Annotated in this window: 21 protein-coding genes and 4 pseudogenes; 15 read left to right on the top strand and 10 right to left on the bottom strand. The window is 70.2% G+C overall.

Annotated features, from left to right (window positions below; translation table 11 throughout):
* Nucleotides 1–11: 11 nt before the first annotated feature.
* Both IEJ02_RS06600 and IEJ02_RS06595 read right to left on the bottom strand, forming a co-directional pair.
* The gene (locus IEJ02_RS06600) at nt 12–662 is read right to left on the bottom strand and encodes a (2Fe-2S)-binding protein (RefSeq protein ID WP_191063853.1); all 651 of its coding nucleotides are present in this window, start codon (nt 660–662) and stop codon (nt 12–14) included.
* Between the two features lie 109 nt (nt 663–771).
* The gene (locus IEJ02_RS06595; RefSeq protein ID WP_191063852.1) at nt 772–2070 is read right to left on the bottom strand and encodes an MFS transporter; all 1299 of its coding nucleotides are present in this window, start codon (nt 2068–2070) and stop codon (nt 772–774) included.
* Nucleotides 2071–2203: 133 nt separating this feature from the next.
* Between IEJ02_RS06595 and IEJ02_RS06590 the strand changes: the two genes are divergently transcribed.
* A complete protein-coding gene (locus tag IEJ02_RS06590) occupies nt 2204–3118 on the top strand; it encodes a helix-turn-helix domain-containing protein (RefSeq protein ID WP_191063851.1) in 915 nt (304 codons plus the stop codon).
* Between the two features lie 213 nt (nt 3119–3331).
* On the opposite strand, the pseudogene IEJ02_RS48310 reads toward IEJ02_RS06590, so the two are convergent.
* A pseudogene (locus IEJ02_RS48310) lies at nt 3332–3436 on the bottom strand (IS5/IS1182 family transposase); the annotation flags it as partial.
* Nucleotides 3437–3449: 13 nt separating this feature from the next.
* Nucleotides 3450–3971: a TetR/AcrR family transcriptional regulator gene (locus IEJ02_RS06585; RefSeq protein WP_317985740.1), complete on the bottom strand. Its 522-nt coding sequence runs from the start codon at nt 3969–3971 to the stop codon at nt 3450–3452.
* On the opposite strand from IEJ02_RS06585, the pseudogene IEJ02_RS06580 reads away from it, so the two are divergent.
* The 4 genes and pseudogenes from IEJ02_RS06580 to IEJ02_RS06565 form a co-directional block, all read left to right on the top strand.
* Nucleotides 3927–4112, top strand: a pseudogene (locus IEJ02_RS06580) (SDR family oxidoreductase); the annotation flags it as partial. The gene IEJ02_RS06585 and the pseudogene IEJ02_RS06580 overlap by 45 nt on opposite strands.
* A 284-nt stretch (nt 4113–4396) precedes the next feature.
* A complete protein-coding gene (locus IEJ02_RS06575; RefSeq protein WP_191063850.1) occupies nt 4397–5095 on the top strand; it encodes a hypothetical protein in 699 nt (232 codons plus the stop codon).
* Nucleotides 5096–5403: 308 nt separating this feature from the next.
* Entirely contained in the window at nt 5404–5814 is a 411-nt protein-coding gene (locus tag IEJ02_RS48305; RefSeq protein WP_317985739.1) for a hypothetical protein, read from the top strand.
* Between the two features lie 186 nt (nt 5815–6000).
* On the top strand, nt 6001–6963 hold the full coding sequence (locus IEJ02_RS06565) for a phosphotransferase family protein (RefSeq protein ID WP_191063849.1): 963 nt from the start codon (nt 6001–6003) through the stop codon (nt 6961–6963).
* A 112-nt stretch (nt 6964–7075) separates the two neighbouring features.
* Here IEJ02_RS06565 and IEJ02_RS06560 read toward each other — a convergent pair whose 3' ends face one another.
* Nucleotides 7076–7609, bottom strand: a complete 534-nt coding sequence (locus IEJ02_RS06560; RefSeq protein WP_191063848.1) for an AAA family ATPase — start codon at nt 7607–7609, stop codon at nt 7076–7078.
* A 115-nt stretch (nt 7610–7724) separates the two neighbouring features.
* On the opposite strand from IEJ02_RS06560, the gene IEJ02_RS06555 reads away from it, so the two are divergent.
* Nucleotides 7725–8075 carry an alpha/beta fold hydrolase gene (locus tag IEJ02_RS06555; RefSeq protein WP_223863483.1) on the top strand — a complete coding sequence of 117 codons (351 nt, stop codon included), beginning with the start codon at nt 7725–7727 and terminating at the stop codon, nt 8073–8075.
* A gap of 234 nt (nt 8076–8309) precedes the next feature.
* Here the strand turns inward: IEJ02_RS06555 and IEJ02_RS06550 are convergent, their stop codons facing one another.
* A complete protein-coding gene (locus tag IEJ02_RS06550) occupies nt 8310–9377 on the bottom strand; it encodes an LLM class flavin-dependent oxidoreductase (protein WP_191063847.1) in 1068 nt (355 codons plus the stop codon).
* A gap of 588 nt (nt 9378–9965) precedes the next feature.
* Here IEJ02_RS06550 and IEJ02_RS06545 point away from each other — a divergent pair.
* The 3 genes and pseudogenes from IEJ02_RS06545 to IEJ02_RS06535 all read left to right on the top strand — a co-directional run bounded on the left by IEJ02_RS06545 (nt 9966) and on the right by IEJ02_RS06535 (nt 11951).
* Nucleotides 9966–10592 (top strand): TetR/AcrR family transcriptional regulator, encoded by a 627-nt coding sequence (locus IEJ02_RS06545; RefSeq protein ID WP_191063846.1) that lies wholly within the window; start codon nt 9966–9968, stop codon nt 10590–10592.
* Between the two features lie 226 nt (nt 10593–10818).
* Nucleotides 10819–11262: pseudogene (locus tag IEJ02_RS06540) on the top strand (cytochrome P450); the annotation flags it as partial.
* 17 nt (nt 11263–11279) lie between these two features.
* Nucleotides 11280–11951 (top strand): VOC family protein, encoded by a 672-nt coding sequence (locus IEJ02_RS06535; RefSeq protein ID WP_223863482.1) that lies wholly within the window; start codon nt 11280–11282, stop codon nt 11949–11951.
* A gap of 373 nt (nt 11952–12324) precedes the next feature.
* On the opposite strand, the gene IEJ02_RS06530 is transcribed toward IEJ02_RS06535, so the two are convergent.
* Nucleotides 12325–12984 carry a GntR family transcriptional regulator gene (locus IEJ02_RS06530; RefSeq protein ID WP_317985738.1) on the bottom strand — a complete coding sequence of 220 codons (660 nt, stop codon included), beginning with the start codon at nt 12982–12984 and terminating at the stop codon, nt 12325–12327.
* Nucleotides 12985–13011: 27 nt separating this feature from the next.
* On the opposite strand from IEJ02_RS06530, the gene IEJ02_RS06525 reads away from it, so the two are divergent.
* Nucleotides 13012–13851 carry an SDR family NAD(P)-dependent oxidoreductase gene (locus IEJ02_RS06525; RefSeq protein WP_191063844.1) on the top strand — a complete coding sequence of 280 codons (840 nt, stop codon included), beginning with the start codon at nt 13012–13014 and terminating at the stop codon, nt 13849–13851.
* Here IEJ02_RS06525 and IEJ02_RS06520 read toward each other — a convergent pair.
* The 3 genes from IEJ02_RS06520 to IEJ02_RS06510 form a co-directional block, all read right to left on the bottom strand.
* Complete coding sequence (locus IEJ02_RS06520) at nt 13826–14014, bottom strand: hypothetical protein (protein WP_191063843.1); 189 nt, start codon at nt 14012–14014, stop codon at nt 13826–13828. The two genes, IEJ02_RS06525 and IEJ02_RS06520, sit on opposite strands and share 26 nt — an antisense overlap.
* Nucleotides 14015–14137: 123 nt before the next feature.
* Complete coding sequence (locus IEJ02_RS06515) at nt 14138–14347, bottom strand: hypothetical protein (protein ID WP_191063842.1); 210 nt, start codon at nt 14345–14347, stop codon at nt 14138–14140.
* Nucleotides 14344–15027, bottom strand: coding sequence for a TetR/AcrR family transcriptional regulator (locus IEJ02_RS06510; RefSeq protein ID WP_191063841.1), 684 nt, complete (start codon nt 15025–15027; stop codon nt 14344–14346). The genes IEJ02_RS06515 and IEJ02_RS06510 overlap by 4 nt, the downstream gene beginning before the upstream one ends.
* Nucleotides 15028–15318: 291 nt before the next feature.
* On the opposite strand from IEJ02_RS06510, the gene IEJ02_RS06505 reads away from it, so the two are divergent.
* The 5 genes and pseudogenes from IEJ02_RS06505 to IEJ02_RS48300 form a co-directional block, all read left to right on the top strand.
* Nucleotides 15319–16815, top strand: coding sequence for an MFS transporter (locus tag IEJ02_RS06505; protein ID WP_191063840.1), 1497 nt, complete (start codon nt 15319–15321; stop codon nt 16813–16815).
* Between the two features lie 129 nt (nt 16816–16944).
* Nucleotides 16945–18162, top strand: coding sequence for a cytochrome P450 (locus tag IEJ02_RS06500; RefSeq protein WP_191063839.1), 1218 nt, complete (start codon nt 16945–16947; stop codon nt 18160–18162).
* 64 nt (nt 18163–18226) lie between these two features.
* Nucleotides 18227–18430 (top strand): ferredoxin, encoded by a 204-nt coding sequence (locus IEJ02_RS06495; protein ID WP_191063838.1) that lies wholly within the window; start codon nt 18227–18229, stop codon nt 18428–18430.
* 416 nt (nt 18431–18846) lie between these two features.
* Nucleotides 18847–19674, top strand: coding sequence for a calcium-binding protein (locus IEJ02_RS06490; protein WP_191063837.1), 828 nt, complete (start codon nt 18847–18849; stop codon nt 19672–19674).
* A 136-nt stretch (nt 19675–19810) separates the two neighbouring features.
* A pseudogene (locus IEJ02_RS48300) lies at nt 19811–20164 on the top strand (SRPBCC family protein); the annotation flags it as partial.
* Between the last annotated feature and the right edge of the window lie 60 nt (nt 20165–20224).

The raw sequence follows: 20224 nt of genomic DNA, 5'->3' as shown, positions 1-20224 counted from the left end.
GCGGCCGAACCTCACTTCCCGCCCGCGGTCTGCTCTACCGCGCGCACGATCTTCACGTAACAGCCGCAGCGGCAGATGTTGCCGCTCATCCACTCCCGGATCTCCTCCGGCGAACCGGTGTGTCCCTCCCGGATGCAGCCGACGCCGGAGACGATCTGGCCGGGTGTGCAGTAGCCGCACTGAAAGGCGTCCTGGTCAATGAACGCCTGTTGCAACGGGTGGAGTCGGTCGCCGTCGGCCAGCCCCTCGATGGTGGTGACCTCCGCGCCCTCCAGTCGGACGGCGAGCGTCAGACAGGAGTTGACCCGCTGACCGTCGACCAGCACGGTGCAGGCGCCGCAGGCTCCGGCGTTGCACCCCTTCTTGGAGCCGGTCAGGCCGAAGTGCTCCCGCAGCAGGTCCAGCAGCGAGGTGCGGTTGTCCACCGTCACGGTCCGCCGGTTTCCGTTGACCGTCATGGTCACACGGCTGGAGGGCGATGCCGCAGCAGCAGTCGCCTCCTCCGAGCCGACGAGGGACGTGCCCGCGATCACTCCGCCCGCGACAACAACACCGCCGACCGCGGTACCGGTGGCGATGAAAGTACGCCGAGTGGGAGGTGGTGAGGACTCGCTCGGTCCGATGGGGGGTGGGACAGCAGAGTCAGGAAGCTCAGTGGACATATGCAGGCCTTCGCATCACGGACGGGTTGTCGTACACAACAGCGGGACAGGTGGCGAGTTCGTCGTCACCGAGGGAGAGGGCGACACCGCACGCCCTTGATGGCTGCCATCACCCTCCCCGTGGGCGGGCAGCGGACGAGGGGCGGCTGCTTCCTCCGCCGCCTGAGACGACGGGAGGCGCTGAACGACGCCGGTTCCGGGTGACGGCGATGGTGATCGTGGGAATCAGGGTCAGTGCCGCGGTGGCGGCACCGACCATGGCGGGACCGGTGGCTCCGAGGGTCGAGTCGAGGGCGAGGCCGGCCGTCCAGGAACCGGCCGCGGTCCCGAAGTTGAACGCCGAGACGGTGAGGCCGGAGCCCAGGGTTGGGGCCTGACCGGCGAAACGTACGGCCAGGGAGATCAGCACCGGGTTGGCGCCGAGTCCGAAGAGGCCCAGCAGGGCGACCAGCACGATGGTGGGCGCGGCGAAGCCGGAGAGCAGGCAGAGCGCCAACAGCAGGACCGTGGTCGTACCGGCCGCCAGGATGGTGGTCGCGTGCGGGCGGACGTCGCCGAGACGGCCTCCGACGAGGGAGCCCGCCAGGGCCCCGGCTCCGAAGCCGACGAGCACCAGCGGTACGAGACCGGCGGGGAGGTTGGTCCGGTCGGTCAGCAGGGGCGAGATGTAGGAGTACGTCGACAGCACGCCGCCGGTCGTCGTCGCGCAGGCCGCCAGCGCCAGCCAGAGCCGGCCGGAGCGCAGTGCGGACAGCTCGGAGCGCATCGAAACCCCCTGCTGATCGGGGCCGTCGTGCGGGACGTACCGGGCGATCAGCCCCATGGAAGCCGCGGCGAGGCCGGCGAGCGCCCAGAACGGTCCCCGCCAGCCCATGGCATGCCCGGCGAAAGCGCCGAGCGGTACCCCGATGACGGTGGCGAGCATGGCTCCGGAGCCCACGACGCCCAGGGCACGGGCGCTCGCGGCGGGTCCGACGACACGTGCGGCCACCACGTTGGCCACGGCCCAGAAAGCCCCGGTCGCGAGCGCCGTCAGAAACCGAGCCGCCAGCAGCAGCGCGAAGCTGGAGCCGAGCGCGACGATGATGTGTCCGACGGCGAAGCCCCCCAGGGCGAGCACCAGCGTCAGCCGCCGGGGCAGCCTCAGCGTCAGCATCGACATCAGCGGCGCGCCGACGATCATTCCGACGGCGAAGACCGTGATCGACAGTCCTGCTCGGGCCACGCTCACCTGAAGATCGCCCGCCATCTCCGGCAGCAGGCCCGCGACGACGAACTCGGTCGTGCCCATCAGGAACGTGCCCATCGCCAGCACGTAGATGACGGCCGGAAGCCGGGCGGTCGTAGGCGCGCGCTCTTCTGCGTGCGTGTCGCCGGAAGCGTGGAGAACTCCTCCTCGCGCTGTCATGTTCTCTCTCCAGAAGAGGTGATCGAGCTGCCGACCCCACGAAACCGTCCCGGCCGCGCACGAGGAAGGTCGTATTTATGGGGGGTATAAACTCAACCTCCCTCCGCGGCGATGGACGGCTACCGTGGATGGCATGGACCACAGCCCCGACCGTGCCGGCAGCCGCGCCGACATCCGGGACTTCCTCGCCACGCGGCGGGCCAAGCTCACCCCGGAGCAGGTCGGGCTGCCCAGCAGCGGCCGACGCCGGGTTCCGGGACTGCGGCGCGAGGAGGTCGCCGTTCTCGCCGGCGTGAGCACCGAGTGGTATACACGACTGGAAAAGGGGCATATCAGCGGCGTCTCCGAGGAAGTGCTCCACGCGGTGGCACAGGCACTGAATCTGGACGAGGACGAGCGCACCTACCTGTTCGACCTGGCCCGAGCCACCCGGCCCGCCACCCGCGCACTGCGCCGCCGCAAGGATGTCGAGGTGCCGCCCTCCGTCCAATGGATGCTCGACTCCATGACGATGTCGTCCGCCTTCGTACGCAACGGCCGCATGAACGTCATCGCCAGCAATGCACTGTTCCGCGCCCTGCACGCGCCGATGTTCGACAGCGACACCACCGACCGGCACGGCCGGCCCAACATCGCCCGCTACATCTTCCTCGATTCGAGCTCGGGGGATTTCTTCGTCGACTGGGAAGCCGCCGCCGTGCTCACCGTCGCGCTGCTGCGCGCCGAAGCCGGGCGCGAGCCCCACGACAGGGCCCTACGCGAGCTCGTGGGCGATCTGTCCACGCTCAGCCCCGAGTTCCGCACCCAGTGGGCCGCGCACGACGTCCGTATCCACCACAGCGGCACCAAGAGGCTGCAGCACCCCGAGGTCGGCCGCCTGGTTCTGACGTATCAGTCCATGGACCTACCGCTGTGCGGCCGTGCGGTGCACGACCTGACCATCTACACGGCCGAGCCCGGCACGCCCTCCGAGGACCGGCTCAGGCTCCTTGCCAGCTGGGCGGCAAGCCGGCCCCCGGCACAGAACCCACCACACGAAAGTCGCTGAGAGCCGGCCCTACGGGCTGGGCTCGCCTGGGTGCCCGGCCGACAACCCGGCCTGCCGCGCCTGCGCGGTCGAGCGGCTTGTAGTCCGATCATCTACCTCGTGGGCATGACGGTGGACAGCACACCAGACGCCAACCAGTACGGCCCCTCCCCCAGGGCCCGTGCCGGTCGACGGACGCCAGGGCATCAGGCATTCCTGCACCGCGGACGAGTCGTAGTCCGGGACGTCGAGCTTCTCGGTGGGCAGGCCCGGTGCGCGCTCGGCGAGCAGGGCGGTGACCGCTGTGGTGCAGGCGTGAGCAGTGGACTCGCTAATGCCGGAGCGAAGAAGCTCAGTGAGCGGGGCGGGGCAGTACGGCAAGGGCTGTCCGGGCGATATCGGTCAGCGTCTCCTCGCTCGCTCCGGCCTTGCCCAGCGCTTCGATGCCGCGCAGTACGGCGAGCACCAGCGCAGCCAGCTCTCCGGGATCCGCGTCCGCGGCAATATCGCCATTGCGCTGACAGGCCGCTATCTCGCCCTCCAGTAGCGCCTGCAGCGCCTCGATGGCCGCGCGCGCCCGCTTGGCCACCGTCTCGTCGTGTTCGGCCAGCTCGGCGGCGCCCTTGGCCAACAGACATCCGCGGTGGGCGGTGTCTGCGGCAGTCGTCGCCGCCATCGCGTACACGTGGGCGGACAGCCGCGCGTAGGCGTCCGCGTCGTTGCCGCGCAGCTGTCGGCTCACGGCATCGACGACGGAGCCGCAGTACTCGTCGAACACGCGGTGGAACAGTTCCCGCTTCCCGCCGAACGCGCCGTACAGGCTGCCTTTACCGAGACCCCGGGCCTGGTCGGCGTCGTAGGCCCGGACCTCCACCAGTTCGCCTCGGATGTGCCGCTCGGCAGGATCGGCCACCCGGACGAGATCGCCGCCGTGGCGACGTTCCTGGCCTCGGACGCTTCCAGCTTCGTCAACGGCGTCGAATGGTTCGTCGACGGAGGTCAGGCGCAGGTCTGACCGCGCCCCTCATACGGTGGGCATATCGGGGACCCTGGTTCACCGGACGGCCTTGCCCAGTGGGCCCGACTGCTCGCCTACGTCCCGTGTTGACCAGGTGGGAGGGTTGGCGGCAGCACCTTGTGCCCGCCAACCCTCCCGTACGCGGGGGCGTTACGGCCCGAACGGCTCGCTGTGGGTCTGAGAACAAGCCGCCATCCACACTGTTTGGCGGTACCGATTCCACAGCGCACCAACTGGTCCTAAAATATGTTGACTTGGGTCGACGGGGGAGGTTGACGAGCTTGGAGTCGACACTGGCGCTCGTTGTTATCGCCTTGCTCTGCTGGTTGATCTACACACTGTTCGTGTGGATCCGTGGAGTGGTGCACCGGCGGCGGCTGCCTGAGCCGTCGGTCGCCCTGGACCAGTTGGATACCTATCAGGGGCAGGCATTCCGCGAGATGTGCCGACGGGCGGCGAACCCGGGACGGCGCGTGATGATGACCGACTACTTCGCCGAGCGAGGATGGAATCGGGCGGACGTCATGCGCATCCTGGCCGAGCTGCTCAAGCACAAACTGATCGATGTGGAGGGTTGGCGGTTCGGCAGCTACAGCGTGACGCACAAGGGCTGGACCGAGTACGAGGGCAAGTTCATCTGGGCAGGAGGCGAAGGGGTGCACATCTCCACTGGACCGGGCGGCTTCGTCGTGGCGAACGTCAACAGCCATCATTCGGTGGCCCACGGCGGCTACGGCAACCGGGCGAACGCGCCTGACATTCCCCACCAGCAACTGATCGACGCCCTGCGCACGGACGCGGACACCGCGACGTCCGATGAGGCGGTAAGGGCGCGGGAGTACGCCGACGACCTGGCCGCGGCCGTCGACGCGCAGGATGCCGACGGGACGGCTCGCATCCTCGGAAGGATCAACGCCCTCCTGTCCACCGCTACGGCTGCCTTCACCCTGGCCCGCGGACTGCTGCCATCCGGCTCGTAGCGGAACGGATGTGGATCGAGGCCGCGGCATCTGTGCAGGCCGCCTACAGGCGCCGTCGAGTGCGGTGCCCGACCCGCTCGGCCGGCTCAACCACCGTCCGCCGCTGCTGGCGAAGCCATCGGCAGCAAAGCGGGGGGCGGGCGCCGCATGGCTGCTCTCCGGCAGCGCTCAGATGCCTCCCTGGGCGCCGCACGGATCTGCCGCAGCGGCTCTCGGCGGCCTTCTCGCCCGGCACGCTCGGCCTTCCGTACCTGTCCACGGCTCAGAACTACGGCAAGCCGCCGAGCAGCCACTGAGCGCGTCCAACGGTGATCATCACCGGCCGCCGGACGCCCCGTGGCCGTTCCCTTCGTGACGCCCAGAAGGAGGCGAACCGGCTGGTCAGCCGCGAGCGAGCGGCGAACGAGCACGGCCTCGCCGGCCTGCAGAACTGGCGGATCCTCACCAACGTTCGTATGTACGCCCGCCCCGCGACCACTCTCCTGCGGGCTCTCCTCGTGCTGACGAACGCCGTCTTCTGTGCCGCCTGGATCTGGTCGATCCCGCACCTCCAGGCCCACCACGCGCTGCGCACGGTCTCCTGGCAGGGCGAGTACCGCACGTCCGTGAGCGAGACGGGGATCGCGGCCGAGACCGCGCACGCGACGCTCGTACAGCGCTGGTCGAAGGAGCCGACCGCCGTATCGATCCCCCCACACACACGGCGACCTGCTCGTTGAACGTGGAAGACCGATCCAGGTGACATCCATCGCGTCGGCTGATCCAACACCCACGCCCCGTGGTCGGCCGGAAGAGCGCCGACCTGCCCGCTGCCCGTCGGTCTTTGGACGATTCCAGGAGCCGATGCGATCCTGGGGCCGTCCCCGACATTGCTGCCGAAGGGCACGGAGAGCTGAGGTGGCACGGTGACCAACCACGATGAGGCGGCGGCCGTCCGACCGTTGACACTGGCGTGGGTGTGCCGGCACCTGGAGGTCGGCGAGCGGATCGTCAGGACCGAGGCGCTGCACGGCGGCATCACTGCCGAAGTGCGGAGGCTGACCATCGGCACGCGGGACGGAGGCAGCCGTGACCTGGTGCTGCGGAGCTTCGTCGACCCGTTCTACCTGGGGCACGCCGAGGACTGGCTGAACCGGGAGGCCGGCGCCCTGACCCTGCTCGCGGGGAGCGGCGTGCCGGCTCCTGCACTCGTCGCGGTTGATCCGACCGCCGCGCATTGCGAGTATCCATCGCTCCTCATGACACATCTGGCGGGCCGGACGGTCCTCGACGATGAGGGATTGGAGACGCGCGTTCCCCTGCTGGCCCGACAACTCGTGGCGATCCACGCGGTGCGACCCGCCGAGCGGCCCCGGGAGTATGTGGCGTTGACGACCGCCGACACCGTCGTGGTTCCCAAGGGTGCCGACGCGGCGGCGTGGGCCGCGGCGATCGACGTGATCCGCAAGCCCGCGCCGCCCTATGAAGGGCGATTCCTGCACCGGGACTTCCAACCCGGCAACGTGCTGTTCGACATGCCGTCCTCAAGGTCCGCAGGTGTCCGGATCACCGGCGTCGTCGACTGGGCGGCTACCTCCTGGGGCCCGGCGGATCTCGATGTGGCGCACTGCTCCACCAATCTCGCGCTGCTGCACGGCCCGGCGTGGGGTCTGCGGTTCGCCGAGGCGTACCAGGAGGCCGGCGGGGTGCTGGCCACGGCCGCGAGCGAGCGGCTGTACTGGCAGGTGCGGGACGGGCTGGCGTGTTCGGAAGAAGTGCGGTGGGTGGCGCGATCATGGCGGGAGGCAGGGAGAGCAGAGCTGACGACGCGAGCCGTGGAGGAGCGGCTGGATTCCTATGTCACCGCCGTGATGAACGCGCTGGGCTGAGCCAAGGCGGTCCACATGACGTGTGCGTGCCCTGCCGCGTCGCGTACAAGAGGCACCCTGGGCCCGGCGGGCACTGATGTCCCCGATGCTCCGAGCCACAACGGTGCCCAGGTCAGCGGTCCAGTGCGGGCAGGTGGGCCAGGCCGGTGTCGAGCATGATGCGGTCGACGGTCTCATGCAGGGCGCTGTCGGCGCCGATGACGGTCTCGATGCCGCCGGGCAGCAGATCGCGCGGCCGGTACCAGTCACGCAGTTGCGCCTCGTTGACGTCATCGGCGATCGGCTTGGTGGCGTGCCGGGCGACGGTTTCGTCGAACGGCACGTCCAGGTAGTAGCCGTGGGTCGGGCCGCGATGGTCGTCGCGCAGCTGGGCGAGCATGCTGCCGTAGCGGTCGGCGTAGAGGATGCCTTCGACGACGACGTGATAGCCGGCGTCCAGGGCGTAGCGGGCCGTCAGGTCGATCAGGCCGATGTTCGCCGCGCCGGGCCGGTCCCGCTCGCGCAGCACGATGCGGCGGAGGTTGTCCTGGCCGACCAGGGCCAGGCCGCGGCCGAACCTCTCGCGGAGACCGGCCGCGATAGACGACTTCCCCGAGGCGCTGTTGCCGCGCAGGACAACCAGCCGGGTCTCTTCACTGCCCACCATCACGGCGGTCACGCTACCGACGGCCGGTGACAGCGCCCGGGGCTTTCTGGGACACCGCGGACATCGACGTCCGGACGGAGCCGAGCACACCCCCGGCGATCCCGTTGTCGGGGCCATGGTGCGCGACGCCATTCCCCGGTCGGACCCCGCCAGCATCGTGGCCGCAGCCGCCATCGGGCACGGCCGCTCATTCCGAAGCATCAGCGAACTCGCCAGGATCACCACACCGACCCTCATCTTCCCCGGCACCGACCCACGTCACCCCACCGCTCTTGCCGAAGAGGCCGCCGACACCCTCCCCAACGGACAGTTGGCCATGGCCCCGATTGGCAACGATCTTCAGACGGCCGAAGACCTCGCCTGCGCCGTCGCTCCCGCGATTGTTGAATTCCTCCGGTCACCTGTCCGGACTGGCAGCCGCTCCTCCGACTGGTCGAGACCTGGATCGGCACGAGGTGACCGTTGACGAGCGCGAACCCGGCCTCCATGCAAGCTCGTCCCCCGCCGGCCTGGACGAGTGCGTGCGCAGGCCCGGCCGGCCATGCCGGTGCTGCTGCACCCCGACGCGTGGCGGCAGCGCCGGATCACCAGCCCGGCCGGCGTGGACCAGCGTTGCTCGTCGCCGCCGTTTCCAGGTTGGGAGGGGTGACGAGCGCGGAGCGTCGAACAGTGGTGGGTGCGTGCGGGCCGGGCGGTTCGCTCAGGTGAGGAGTTTCGCGAGCTGAGCCATCTCGGTGGGCGGGTCGACCACCGGTGGGATGAGGAGTTCGTCGATGCCGGCCTGTTCCAGGGCGGTGATGCGGGTGAGGAGGTCGGCTCGGGTGCCGACGAGGGCCAGGGCGTTCATCAGCGGGGGCAGGACCAGGTCCCGGTCCTGCGGCGCGATGCGTGCGAGGTAGCCGGGGTAGATCTTGGTGTACCGGTCCGGCGCGGTTGCGGTGGTGCCTCGCCGGTCGAGGAGTCGTCGTACCGCCTCGCGTTCATCGGGGCCGAGTTGCTCGGCGAAGGCAGGTGTGTCGGCGGCGAAGTCCAGCAGCGACAGGACCAGGTGACCTGTCGCGTCCCGGGCCGCGTCGCCGTGGGGGTCCTCGTTCTCGCCAAGCATGTGGAGCGAGGTGACCAGGTACGACTCCGCCCGGGAGACCGTGTGGGAGTCGGGGTCGCGAGGCGTGCCGTGGGCGGCTTGGCGGCGGGCGTCGTGCAGTGCGTGCCAGGCGGTGGGGTCGAGCAGGCCGATGGAGATGAGGCCTGCGCCGCGGCGGCCGGCGACGGCGGCGGCTTTGGGTCCGTGCAGTGCCGCGACGACGAACTCGATCGGATCAGTGGTGTTCACATGCGCACCGGTGTGCAGGAACCGGATGTCGCGGACCCGGTCACCTTCGCGGTACTCGGTCGAGCGTCCGGCGCACAGATCCTGCAGTGCCGCGATGAAGTCCTCCAGCGCGGCCGCCGTGGTCGGCGGCATGCCCAGGGTGCGCCGAGAGGTGTTTCCGGTGCCGACCCCGCAGATGATCCGGCCCGGCGCCAGGGCATTGAGGCTGGCGAACCCGCAGGCCGCGGCCGGGGCCGAGCGCAGCGCCGGTGAGGTCACGCCGATGCCGAGCCTGATGCGGCGGGTGGCCTTCGCGCACAGGCTCAAGGCGACGAAGGGGTCACCGTGGACCATCGGGGTGTCGTAGACCCAGAAGCTGTGCAAGCCCAGCTCCTCGGCCCGCACGGCGAGATCCTCCACACCGGGCTGCGCGGCGACGACGACGCCTGCACGCATCCAGACCTCCAAGATATGAGGATCGAATCGGGCTTGCTGAGCACGACAGGTCCCCCGGCGGTCGAAGCGGAGCCCGGCCAGACCGCGTTGACGACCTTCCGCACCGTCCGCCATATCAAACACCACTTGCGCTCCAAGGAGCGCGAGCACTCCAGGCAGATCACAGCCGCTGCCACACCGCTGGACGAAACGGGGAGCGGTGGAGGTGTGCAGGGCGAGCAGGTCGTCGGCCTCGACGCGGGCGATGCAGCGGTGCGGTTGGCGGCCCTTGCGGTTTTCATCAGCTCGGCGAAGGCCCTCACGTGCTCGGTTGCGTTTGCCCGGTCGAGAGTTCCAGGCAGCGGACGAGGGCCTTCGGCCTCGGCCAGGTTCTTCCGGATACGCCGGCGATCGGCCATGTGGACGGCGTCCGCCCCCCAGCCCCCGCCACCGTCGTCCCCCAGCACGTCCCGCGCGGCAACGCTCCCCCCGCATCGTCAGTCACCTCGTCCTCATGCACAGGCCAGCAACACCGTCAGGCTTCCACGCTCCAAGGGGAGAAGCCCGGGCCGGGCCGCGGCCGGGCGGCTGAGTGGTAAGAATAGGTACGTGTCGAAAGAGGTCCAGGTCAGCGCCCCGCGCAGGCGCAACCGCTGGGGGGAGGGCGAGCGGCTGCGCGGGGAGGTCCTCGCCGCGGCCAGCCGGTTGCTGTCCGAGCTCGACGGCGAGGACGGGCTGACCATCCGCGGTGTCGCCCGCGCCGCCGGTATCGCGCCGGCCAGCATCTACCAGCACTTCACCGATCGTGCCGCGCTCGTAGCGGGCCTCACCGAGCACGAGTTCGTCCGGCTGCGCGTCGCGATGGAGGCGGCCGATGATCGAGTGGACTCCGGCGACGTGGTGGGCCGCGTGCGGGCGATGCTCCACGCCTCCTGCCGGTTCGCGATGGACAACCCGGGGCACTACCGGCTGATGACGGCCAACGGGCCTCCTCGGACCGCGCCCGGCGTCCGGCCGGCCGGGCCACTGGCCGACGTGATCGACTTGCTCGTCGCCGGCTTCGCGCGCTGCGCCGCGGCGGGGGTCGCGCTCCGGGTGTCCCCTGAGCGAGCTGCCGTGATCGCGTTCGTCGGTGCGCACGGTCGCGTCGCCCTCTTCCAGAACTCCGCCAAGCACAACGACGCGGACTCCGTGATGTCGTTCGTCGACGAGTTCGTTTCGCTCGTTTTCGCCTGAAACACGGCGTTCCCCCTCCCATTTCACCCCGGCTGCGCTCCTCCTTGGCGGCGATCTTGACCAGGAAGGTGGACAAGCGCCCTCAAGATTCCTAACATTTGTTCAGTAAGTTAGCGAACACTCGTTTGGTAACTCCCTGTAGGAGGCAGGACTGCGATGTCGGAGGTCCTGTCCGACGCGCCCTGGTACCCGATGGCGCGGGGCCGTTGCCCGTTCGACCCGCCGCCAGCGCCCGGACCAGCTCGCCGCAGTCCGCGGCGGTGACGACGCACTCGTGACGAATGCGGTCGAGGAGTTGCTGGCTGCGCTACCGCAGCATCGTCCACAGCGGACGGCGGCGGATCGCACTGGAGGATCTGGAGGTCGGCGGGCAGCGGATCTGCAAGGGCGACGGGCTGATCGCCGCGGACAACGTGGCGAACCGCGACCCGTCGCAGTTCCCCGAACCGGACCGGCTCGACGTGACCCACGAGCGCGCCACCACATCGCGTTCGGCTACAGCGGGCACCAGTGTCTCGGCCAGGCGCTCGCGCGGGTCGAGCTGCAGGTGGTCTACCGCACGCTCTACCGGCGGATCCCGACGCTGCAGCTCGCGGTTCCGCCGGACGAGATCAAGTTCAAGCACGACATGGTCGTCTACGGGGTGCATGAACTCCCCGTGACGTGGTGAACCCGGAAAGGACCGACATGTTTCACCTTGATCACCTCTGCCTGGGCGTCCGCGACTTGGGCGACGGCGTCCGCCGGGTGCAGGAGGAGACAGGACTCGCCCACTACGACGGTGGCGTCTTCGCCGACGCCATCGCGAACACGATCTTCCCGCTCGGCGGGGACGTCTACCTGGAGGTCGAGGCGGTAACGGCCCCCGCGGCCGTGCGGGATGCGGGGGCCGCCTGGTTCGACCGGGCCATCGCGGACGGCGACCGGTGGATGTTCTGGAGCCTGCGCGCCGACACCCTCGAGGAGCTGACCGCGGTCGCGCAGCGGCTCGGCGGCGAAGTGGCGCGGCTTCCGGGGCGCGTCCAGCCCGACGGCACCCAGCGCATCATCACCACCGCGCCCGGCCCCGGCCGCGCGCTTGACACGTGCTGGCGCCGGGGGCTGCCGAACTGGTTCTACCGGGAGGACCCGGCCACCAACCCGGATCGTGGGGCGACGGAGGGCGGTGATCGCGGGGTGGCCGTGACCCGGCTGGAGATCGGCGCTGACGCCGGGGAACTGCGGGAGCACATCGGTGCCGAGACCTTCGGGCGGCTGCCACTGGTGGTCGTGCCCGGTCGGCCGGGGGTGCGTGCGGTCACGGTGCGCACCGCGTCGGGGCGCGAGGTGACGCTGCGCAGGGACCCGGCCGACCTGTAGGGTCGTCGGGGACTACCTCACCGAGGGCTTGTGGCGCTCCAGCAAGCCCAACGGCGCCCGTCGAGCAGGAAACCAACAGCGCCTGCGAACGGCCCACCCGGGTGCCGCTGGGAGGGTTCTCGACCCGACTGCGAAGCTGCCGCTCTGTTCCAGCCCGGTTACGGCCGGCGCCACCCTGTGCCGTCCTCGTCCTGCTCTTCGGGTCGGTCCTGGTGCGCCGGGGGTTGCCGGCCCGCGCCATCCGCGCCATCAACACCGGCCGTGCCATCCGCGCCATCAACACCGGCCGTGCCATCCGCGCCGTCAACACCGGGATCTCGGCCCCGGACGATGTTGGGGCCAGGACGGTGAGGGCAGGACGGTGGGGGCAGGGTCAGCGGACGGCCGGGGGCAGGCTCGCCAGCAGGCTGCGCCGGGCCGCCGCCACGTGTTCCCTGGCCACCTCCTCAACTGCCCGCTGGTCGGCGCCCTGCAGCAACTCGACGATCTCCCGGTGTTCGCGGACCACGCCGTCGCGGTAGGGGAGGTAGCCGTCACGCACACGACGGAGCTGGAACAGGTGGACCTGCGACCGCACGGCCTGCCACGCGCTGGTGAGCCGCTGGTTCGCGGCGATTGCATAGATCGTGTCGTGGAAGGTGATGTCGAGGTGTACGAGCGCCGTGGCATCGCCACGTCCGTCCACCTCGGCAGCCATCTCGTCGACGAGGTCCAGCAACTGCGACACCTCGCTGTCGCCGATCCTGGGCTGAGCTGTGCGGGCCGCGAGCCCGTCGAGGGCCTCCCGCAAGGCGTAGACCTCCTCAACGTCCTCCGATGCGATCTCGATGACCGTGGTGGGCTGGTGCCAGCCGGTGCGGATCAGCCCCTCCCGGGCCAGCACTGCCAGCCCGTCGCGGACCGAGCCGCGGCTGACGCCCAGTTGCTCGGCAAGCTCGATCTCCCGCAGCGGCGCGCCCGGCGGGAAGCGGCCGTCGAAGATCGCCTCACGGACCAGGTCGGCCGCATCGTCGCCGAGGCCACGTCTCTTCACTCGTTCTACGGTTGGCACCATGTCCGAATGTTGACATTCGGTGCCGCGCACCGCAAGCTGCGACCACCCTTGAAATCCGGTAAGGAGCTGTACGTGCTGGACACCACCCCCCGCGGGGCCCTCGTCACGGGTGCCTCACGTGGCATCGGACGTGCAACCGCTGTCGCCCTGGCGACGGCAGGACACCGCGTCGCAATCCACTACGGGCACCACCGCGAGGACGCCGAGCAGACCCTTGCCCTGCTACCCGGCGAGGGCCACGTGGTCGTGGGCGGAAACCTCGCCGATCCGTCAGCGGCGCGTGGCGTCGTCGACGAGGCGGTGCGGGGGCTGCTGACTCTGGACGTCCTGGTGAACAACGCGGCGGTGGCCCCGCAGACGGCGAACCGGCATCGGATCGGCGAAGTCGGCTGGGACGCGTGGGTCGAGACGTGGAACTCGATGATCCGCACCAATCTCCTGGGAGCGGTCAACGTCACCTGGGCTTTCGCCGACCACCTGATCAGCCGCGGCGCGCCCGGCAGCATCGTCAATGTGGGTTCCCGCGGTGCCTACCGCGGCGAGCCCGACCATCCCGCGTACGGGGCCAGCAAGGCTGCCCTCCATGCGTTCGGCCAGTCGATCGCCGTCGCCCTGGCGCCTCACCAGATCGCCGTCACCTCGGTGGCACCGGGTTTCGTCGCCACCGAACGCCAGATGGAGAAACTTTCGGGTTCCGAGGGAGATGCGGTGCGGGCGCAGAGCCCGTTCGGCAGGGTGGGGTCCGCGGAGGAAATCGCCGCAGCCGTCGTCTACCTGGCCTCGCCGGGCGCGGCCTGGTCCTCCGGCGCCGTCCTGGACCTCAACGGAGCGTCGTACCTGCGATGACCGCGTGCGGCGACGCGCCCAGCGATACGAGCACCTGCCGCCACGCCACCTCGCTGTCCGGCTCGCCGCCCGGGCCGATGGGTGTGGAGCCGGGCCGGACGACGCGCGCCAGGGAGACCGTCTCCCCGGTGGTGCGCGCCGCGGTCACGGCGCGGCGCCGCACCGCGCCGGTGATCAGGTCTGTTGTGCACGGGCCGTGCTTGCGGAGGGACCGATATGGTCAGGCCAAGCTCGGCGGCGAGCTGGAGGCCGGGCGGGCTTGAAGTCCGCGCGGCGGACGGATGGTTCACACACAGCGCGCCGCGCAGGCCGCGCACGAGGCCGCCGGGCCGTGCCGGGCCTCAGCGGCGGCGGAGTCGCGCTGCTGGGCGGGCAGATCGCCCAATTGGACGGCATGCGGGGTGGGACGGCGGTAGTACAGCGCCGCCCCCTCCCCCCAGCTCCACCGTCCGGCCGACCGTCCGCAGCCACCCTTCCCAAGCAGGGCGGTCCTCACTTGCCCGCCGCGCCTCCCGGGTACCGCGTAACAGGCGCCGTAACAGGCGCCTCCCACAGGGCGGTAATCGCGTCGGTCAGGTCGGAGGCGGTGTCCTCCCAGTTGAGACGGGCCGCGGGAGACCCCTCCGCGAGGGCCCGCTCGGTCTCGACACACATCTGCACGATCAGATGACGGGCCATCAGCACCCGGACGGCGATCACCTGGTGCGGCAGATCCGGGAGGAACCGGTCGAGGACCTCCCGAAGCTGCTCCCGTGACGCGGAGACGAGGTCATCCTCGTCCATCATCACCTCGAACAGCGCCGGGTCGACCGACACCTGGGCGTTGAACCGGGCGAACCAGGAGGGGGTCCCCAGGGCGGCCATGTGCTCGGTGACGGGACGCACCGTGCAGGCCGCCCAGTCCCGGACACAGGTGAAGTCGCCGGCCTCGGCCAGTACGCGGGTGCGGATCTCCGCGATGGCCTGCGTGTGCCTTCCGGCGATCGCCCGGACCAGGTCGGTCTTGGTCCCGAAGTGATAGCCGACGGCGCCGGTGTTTCCCTGCCCCGCGGCGATGCTGATCTGACGGTTGGAGACCGTATGCACCCCGTACTCGGCGAACAGCCGTTCCGCGGCGTCCAGTATCGCCGCCCGGGTCGCCTCGACCCGTGCCTCCCGGACCCCTCTGCCCGACATCGTCCGCCACCTCACCGGGACCGCGTACCACACCCGCGACGGCCGGTCCCGAAACCGTCGCGGAACCTCCGCCGGGGCGGCGAGAGGCGAGCCCGACCAGCCTACTGACCAGGGACGCCGTGGGCTGATCGCCAGGCATGTCCCGCCGCGTCCGAGTGCTCTGCTACAGTCGATTTAAATCAATCGACTGAGTTAAATTTCGCCGGGTCGGACCGCCGGACCGTCCAACAGCGCGCCAACGGCGAGGCGGTCCACCACCCCCCACCCCCGCTATCCGGAAGGCCCCTCGCCATGCCCGACGCCCTCGCCCAGCCCGCCAGAAGCGGAGCACCCGCGCCGCGGAAACCGAACGTGGTCGTGGCGGTGCTGGCCTTCGCCGGGATCGTGGTCTCGCTGATGCAGACCCTGGTGATCCCGATCGTCCCCGAGCTGCCGACGCTGCTGCACGCCGACGCCGCGGACGCCGCCTGGGCGATCACCGCCACCCTGCTGGCCGCAGCGGTCGCCACCCCGGTCGTCGGCCGCCTCGGCGACATGTACGGCAAGCGCCGCATGCTGCTGCTCAGCATGGTCCTGCTGGTGGCCGGCTCCGTCCTGTGCGCGCTGTCCGACTCCCTGACGTCGATGATCGTCGGGCGGGTGCTCCAGGGCCTGGCCGCCGGTGTCATCCCGCTCGGCATCAGCATCATGCGTGATGAGCTGCCGGCCGAACGGCTCGGCACCGCCACCGCCATGATGAGCGCGTCCCTCGGCATCGGCGGCGCCCTCGGCCTGCCCGCCGCCGCGTTCATCGCCGACAACTTCCACTGGCACACGCTGTTCTGGGTATCGGCCGCCATCGGCGCCATCGGTACCTGTCTGGTCTTCGCCCTCGTCCCGGAGTCCGAGGTCCGCACGGGCGGCCGGTTCGACGGCGTGGGTGCCGTCGGGATGGCCGTGGGCCTGGTGTGTCTGCTGCTGGCGATCTCCAAGGGCGCCGACTGGGGCTGGGGCAGCCCCACCACGCTCGGGCTGTTCGCCGCGGCCGTCGTCGTGCTGGTGGGCTGGGGCTTCTTCGAGCTGCGGATCGCCGCTCCCCTGGTCGACCTGCGGACCACCGCCCGCCGCCAGGTGCTGGTGACCAACATCGCCTCGATGGCCTTCGGCTTCTCGATGTTCGCGATGTCCCTCGTCCTCCCGCAGCTCCTGCAGCTGCCCGAGGCGACCGGCTACGGGCTGGGCAAGTCGATGCTGACCGTCGGCCTGGTCATGGCCCCGCAGGGCCTGGTGATGATGGCCTGCGCGCCGGTGTCCGCGGCCCTTTCCGCCGCCAAGGGGCCGAAGACCACCCTGATGGTCGGCGCCCTGATAGTGGCGGCCGGATACGGCCTGAACATCGTCATGATGTCCGAGGTGTGGCAGCTCGTCCTGGTGTCCTGCATCATCGGCGCCGGGGTGGGCTTCGCCTACGGTGCGATGCCCTCGCTCATCATGGGCGCCGTGGATCCGTCCGAGACGGCCGCCGCCAACAGCCTCAACACCCTGATGCGCTCCATCGGCACCTCTACCGCCAGCGCCGTCGCCGGGGTCATCCTGGCGCAGCTGACCACCGACTTCGCGGGCCACGCACTGCCCTCGGAGAACGGCTTCAAGGCCGTCATGGCCATCGGCGCCGGAGCCTCCCTCCTCTCCTTCGCGGTGGCCGCGTTCATCCCCCGGCGGCGTCCGCTGCCGACAACCGCGGACCCAGCCGCCCACCAGACCACCGAGCCGTCCGCGCTCGTGGATGTGCCCGCTCCCAAGGTCTAGCGCCCCCGCTCCATCGGCGGCCCGATGCGTCCCCGCACCCCTCCCCCAGCGCAGGTCACCGTGGGTCGACGCCCAGGGGTGACCCGCATCCTCCGACCGGAACACCCAACCCCCACCAGGAGGTCCCACATGAGCGGACACGACCCGGACATCCGTCTGCCGCTGACCGGCGACGGCCCACTGGAACCCCCGGCCGAGTGGCAGCGGTTGCGTGAGCGGTGCCCGATGGCCACCGCCGAGCTCCCCAGCGGCGACAGGGCCACCTATCTGACCCGCTACGACGACGTCAAAAACCTGCTGTCCGACGCCCGTTTCAGCCGCCCGACCGCCACGGACAACGCCGCCCGGATCGCCCCCGACGGCGCGGGCGGCCCGGCGGCCAACGGCGACACCTCGCCGGCCATCCCCGACCGGGGTGAACCCCATCAGCGGTGGCGACGACAGGTGGGCAAGTACCTCACGGCCAAGCGCATGACGGCGCTGCGCCCCGGCATGGTGAGCATCGCGGAGTCCCTCGTCGAGGACATGGTCGAACGCGGACAGCCCGCGGACCTCAAGGCCGCGGTCGGCTTCCCGTTCCCGGTCTATGTGATCTGCGATCTCCTGGGCGTGCCCGCCGAGGACAGGGACCGCTTCTCCTACTGGTCCGACGCGTTTTTGAACGTCACCCGCTATACGACGGACGAGACCCGGGCCGCGCACACCGAGCTCAACCAGTACATGGCCACGCTCATCGCGGCCAAGCACACCGAGCCGGGCGAGGACCTGCTCAGCATGCTGATCGCGGAGAGCGCGGAAGAGGGCGAAGGGCTGTCCGACGACCAGTTGCTGCACACCGGGGTGGCACTGCTCGTCGCCGGGCACGAGACCACCGCGAACATGATCGGCAAGATGGTCTCGATGCTGCTCGCCGACCGCACCCGGTGGGAGCGACTGCTGGCCGACCCCACCCTGGTGCGCACCGCAGTCGACGAAGCGCTGCGCTTCGACGCCAACCTGGGCTTCGGGCTGCGCCGCTACCTCGGCGAGGACGTCGACCTGGACGGCCGGCTTCTGCCCAGCGGGACCACCGTCATCTGCAGCATGCCCGCCGCCAACCGTGATGAGCGGGTCTTCGCCGATCCGGACGAGATGGACCTCGGCCGCTCCCCGAATCCGCATCTGACCTTCGGCGCCGGGCCGCATTCGTGTCTCGGCCAGACCCTGGCCCGCTCCGAACTCCAGGTCATCCTGGACGTCCTGATGCGCATGTTGCCGACGCTCCACCTGGCCGTGCCCGCGCATGAGTTGCAACGTGTCGAAGGTCTGCTCGTCGGTGGCCTGCGCACGGTGCCCGTGGGCTGGTGAACCGCCCCGGGAAACACTCCGCCGACGAGACAGCGGAACAAGACGGCAGGAAGCGAGGAATGACGTGAAGGTCCATGTGGACGAAACCAAGTGCTGTGGCGCCGGTCAGTGCGTGCTGATCGCACCGGAGGTGTTCGACCAGCGGGATGAGGACGGCATCGTCGTCCTGCTCACCCCCGAGCCCACCGAGGACCAGCGGTCCGGCGCCTGGGAAGCGGCGGCGGTGTGCCCCGCAGCCGCGATCACACTCGACGAGGATCCGTCGTAAGACGTGGTTCCGCGCCGCGCGTCGAGCGGCGCGCGTGCCCGCACCGCCCCGCGGAAGGGGCGGTGCGGGTGAGCCGACAACGGCCGCGATCGCCACCGCATCGGCCGGGCCACGCAGAGGAATTCCGCCCCACCCGTGGCCGCGCCCGTACGTCGGCGGCGGCGCCACCGGCTCGTGCCCTCGGCCGGCTTGGCCTGCCGGCACGAGCAGCCACGAGCCGACTCACCGGAGTTCCCGCCGCTCGCAGATCGCACATTCCGACAACGCGAGGGAAATTCCCGGCGTCGCAAAGCTGAACGCGAAATGGGAATTCGAAAGATCGGCGAAGAGGGCATGGGAGTGGCACAACCCCGCGCGGATCTTCCACGTCGAAACGGGTGATCGGAAATCAGATCCACTCCCCACGGAGGTTTTTCGTGTCCACCCTTGGCCCGCGCTCCCGCCGCGTCCGCCCGGTCGGCGTCGCCGCCTTACTGGCCGCCGCGGCCAGCACCGGACTCTTCGCCTGGAACGCCCAGGCCGCCACGTCGTCCGCGTCGTCGTCGCCGGTGTCGTCGGCCGCGTCGCCGGCCACCGTGACCGTCACCGACGGAGTGATGACCTACACGGCGGCCGACGGCCAGACCAACAAGCTCACCATCAAGCGGGTCGGCGAGACCGACACCACGCTGACCTTCGGCGTCGACGACGTTGTCGAGATCACCGCCGGCACCGACTGCACCCATCCCACCGCCACCGACCTGACGTATGTGACCTGCACCGTGCCCGTCCCCGACCCGGACCACGGCGGCGACCAGGGCAACGTCGAACTCGGCGACGGCAACGACAGCGTCAAGATCTCCGGCGGCGATGTGAACGTCCACGGCGGGGCCGGGGACGACACCATCATCGGCGCTTCCGTCGCGGTGGGCGGCGACGGCGACGACACCATCAGCCACGCCACGAACGCGAACGGCAACGCGGGCAACGACACCATCACCGACTCGTTCGCGGTGTGGGCCGGGGACGGCGACGACACCGTCATCGGCGACGACGTGGCCAACGAGATCTACGGCGGCCCCGGCGACGACTACCTCGACGGCGCCGGCAACGACGACTCGATCTACGGCGAAGAGGGCGACGACACCATCAAGGGCGGACCGGGCAACGACTACCTCTTCGGCGGCCCCGGTCAGGACGACATCGACGGCGGCCCCGGCGACAACGTCATCGACCAGGACGGATCCGTTCCCGAGGGTTTCTGAGGGGACCTCAAGAGACCGCAAGGGCTCTCGCGGACCTGAACGACAAGACGGCCCGGGTCGACGACCCGGGCCGTTCCGCCACCGAGCGGGCAACGGGAGCAGAGAGACCTCGGCGTCCAAGAGGGCGGCGATCAGGATCCTTCCTCTCCGCAGCCGACGTTGCGCGGGAAAGCCCGCCCGGGCCGCTGAATCTCAGGGCCTGGGCGGCGCCATCGAGAAGATCGGCGATCAGTGGGTCGCGGCGTCTTCCCCCATGGGGCGTGTCGTGGTCTCCTTCGCGCCCCTGAACGATTTCGGCGTGCTCGACCACCACGTCACGCTGCCGTCCGGGATGACCGTCTACAACCCGGTCCGGGTGATCTCCAACGAGGCGGGGAGCGAAGTGGTTTTCACCCTTCGTCGGCAGCCGCAGATGAGCGACGCGGATTTCGCGCGCGACGCCGGCATGGTCGCCGACGACCTGGCCCGCCTCCGGACGTTGATGGAGTCGAAGCATGGCGGCGATCCACTGCGGCCGCGGCGTCGGTTCCGGCCCGGCAGAGAGCCGGTC

It is taken from the genome of Streptomyces sp. 5-10, assembly GCF_014712245.1.
GTDB lineage: Bacteria > Actinomycetota > Actinomycetes > Streptomycetales > Streptomycetaceae > Streptomyces > Streptomyces violaceusniger.
Note: the sequence above shows the minus strand (reverse complement) of the source record. Positions and strands in the feature narration are given on the sequence as shown.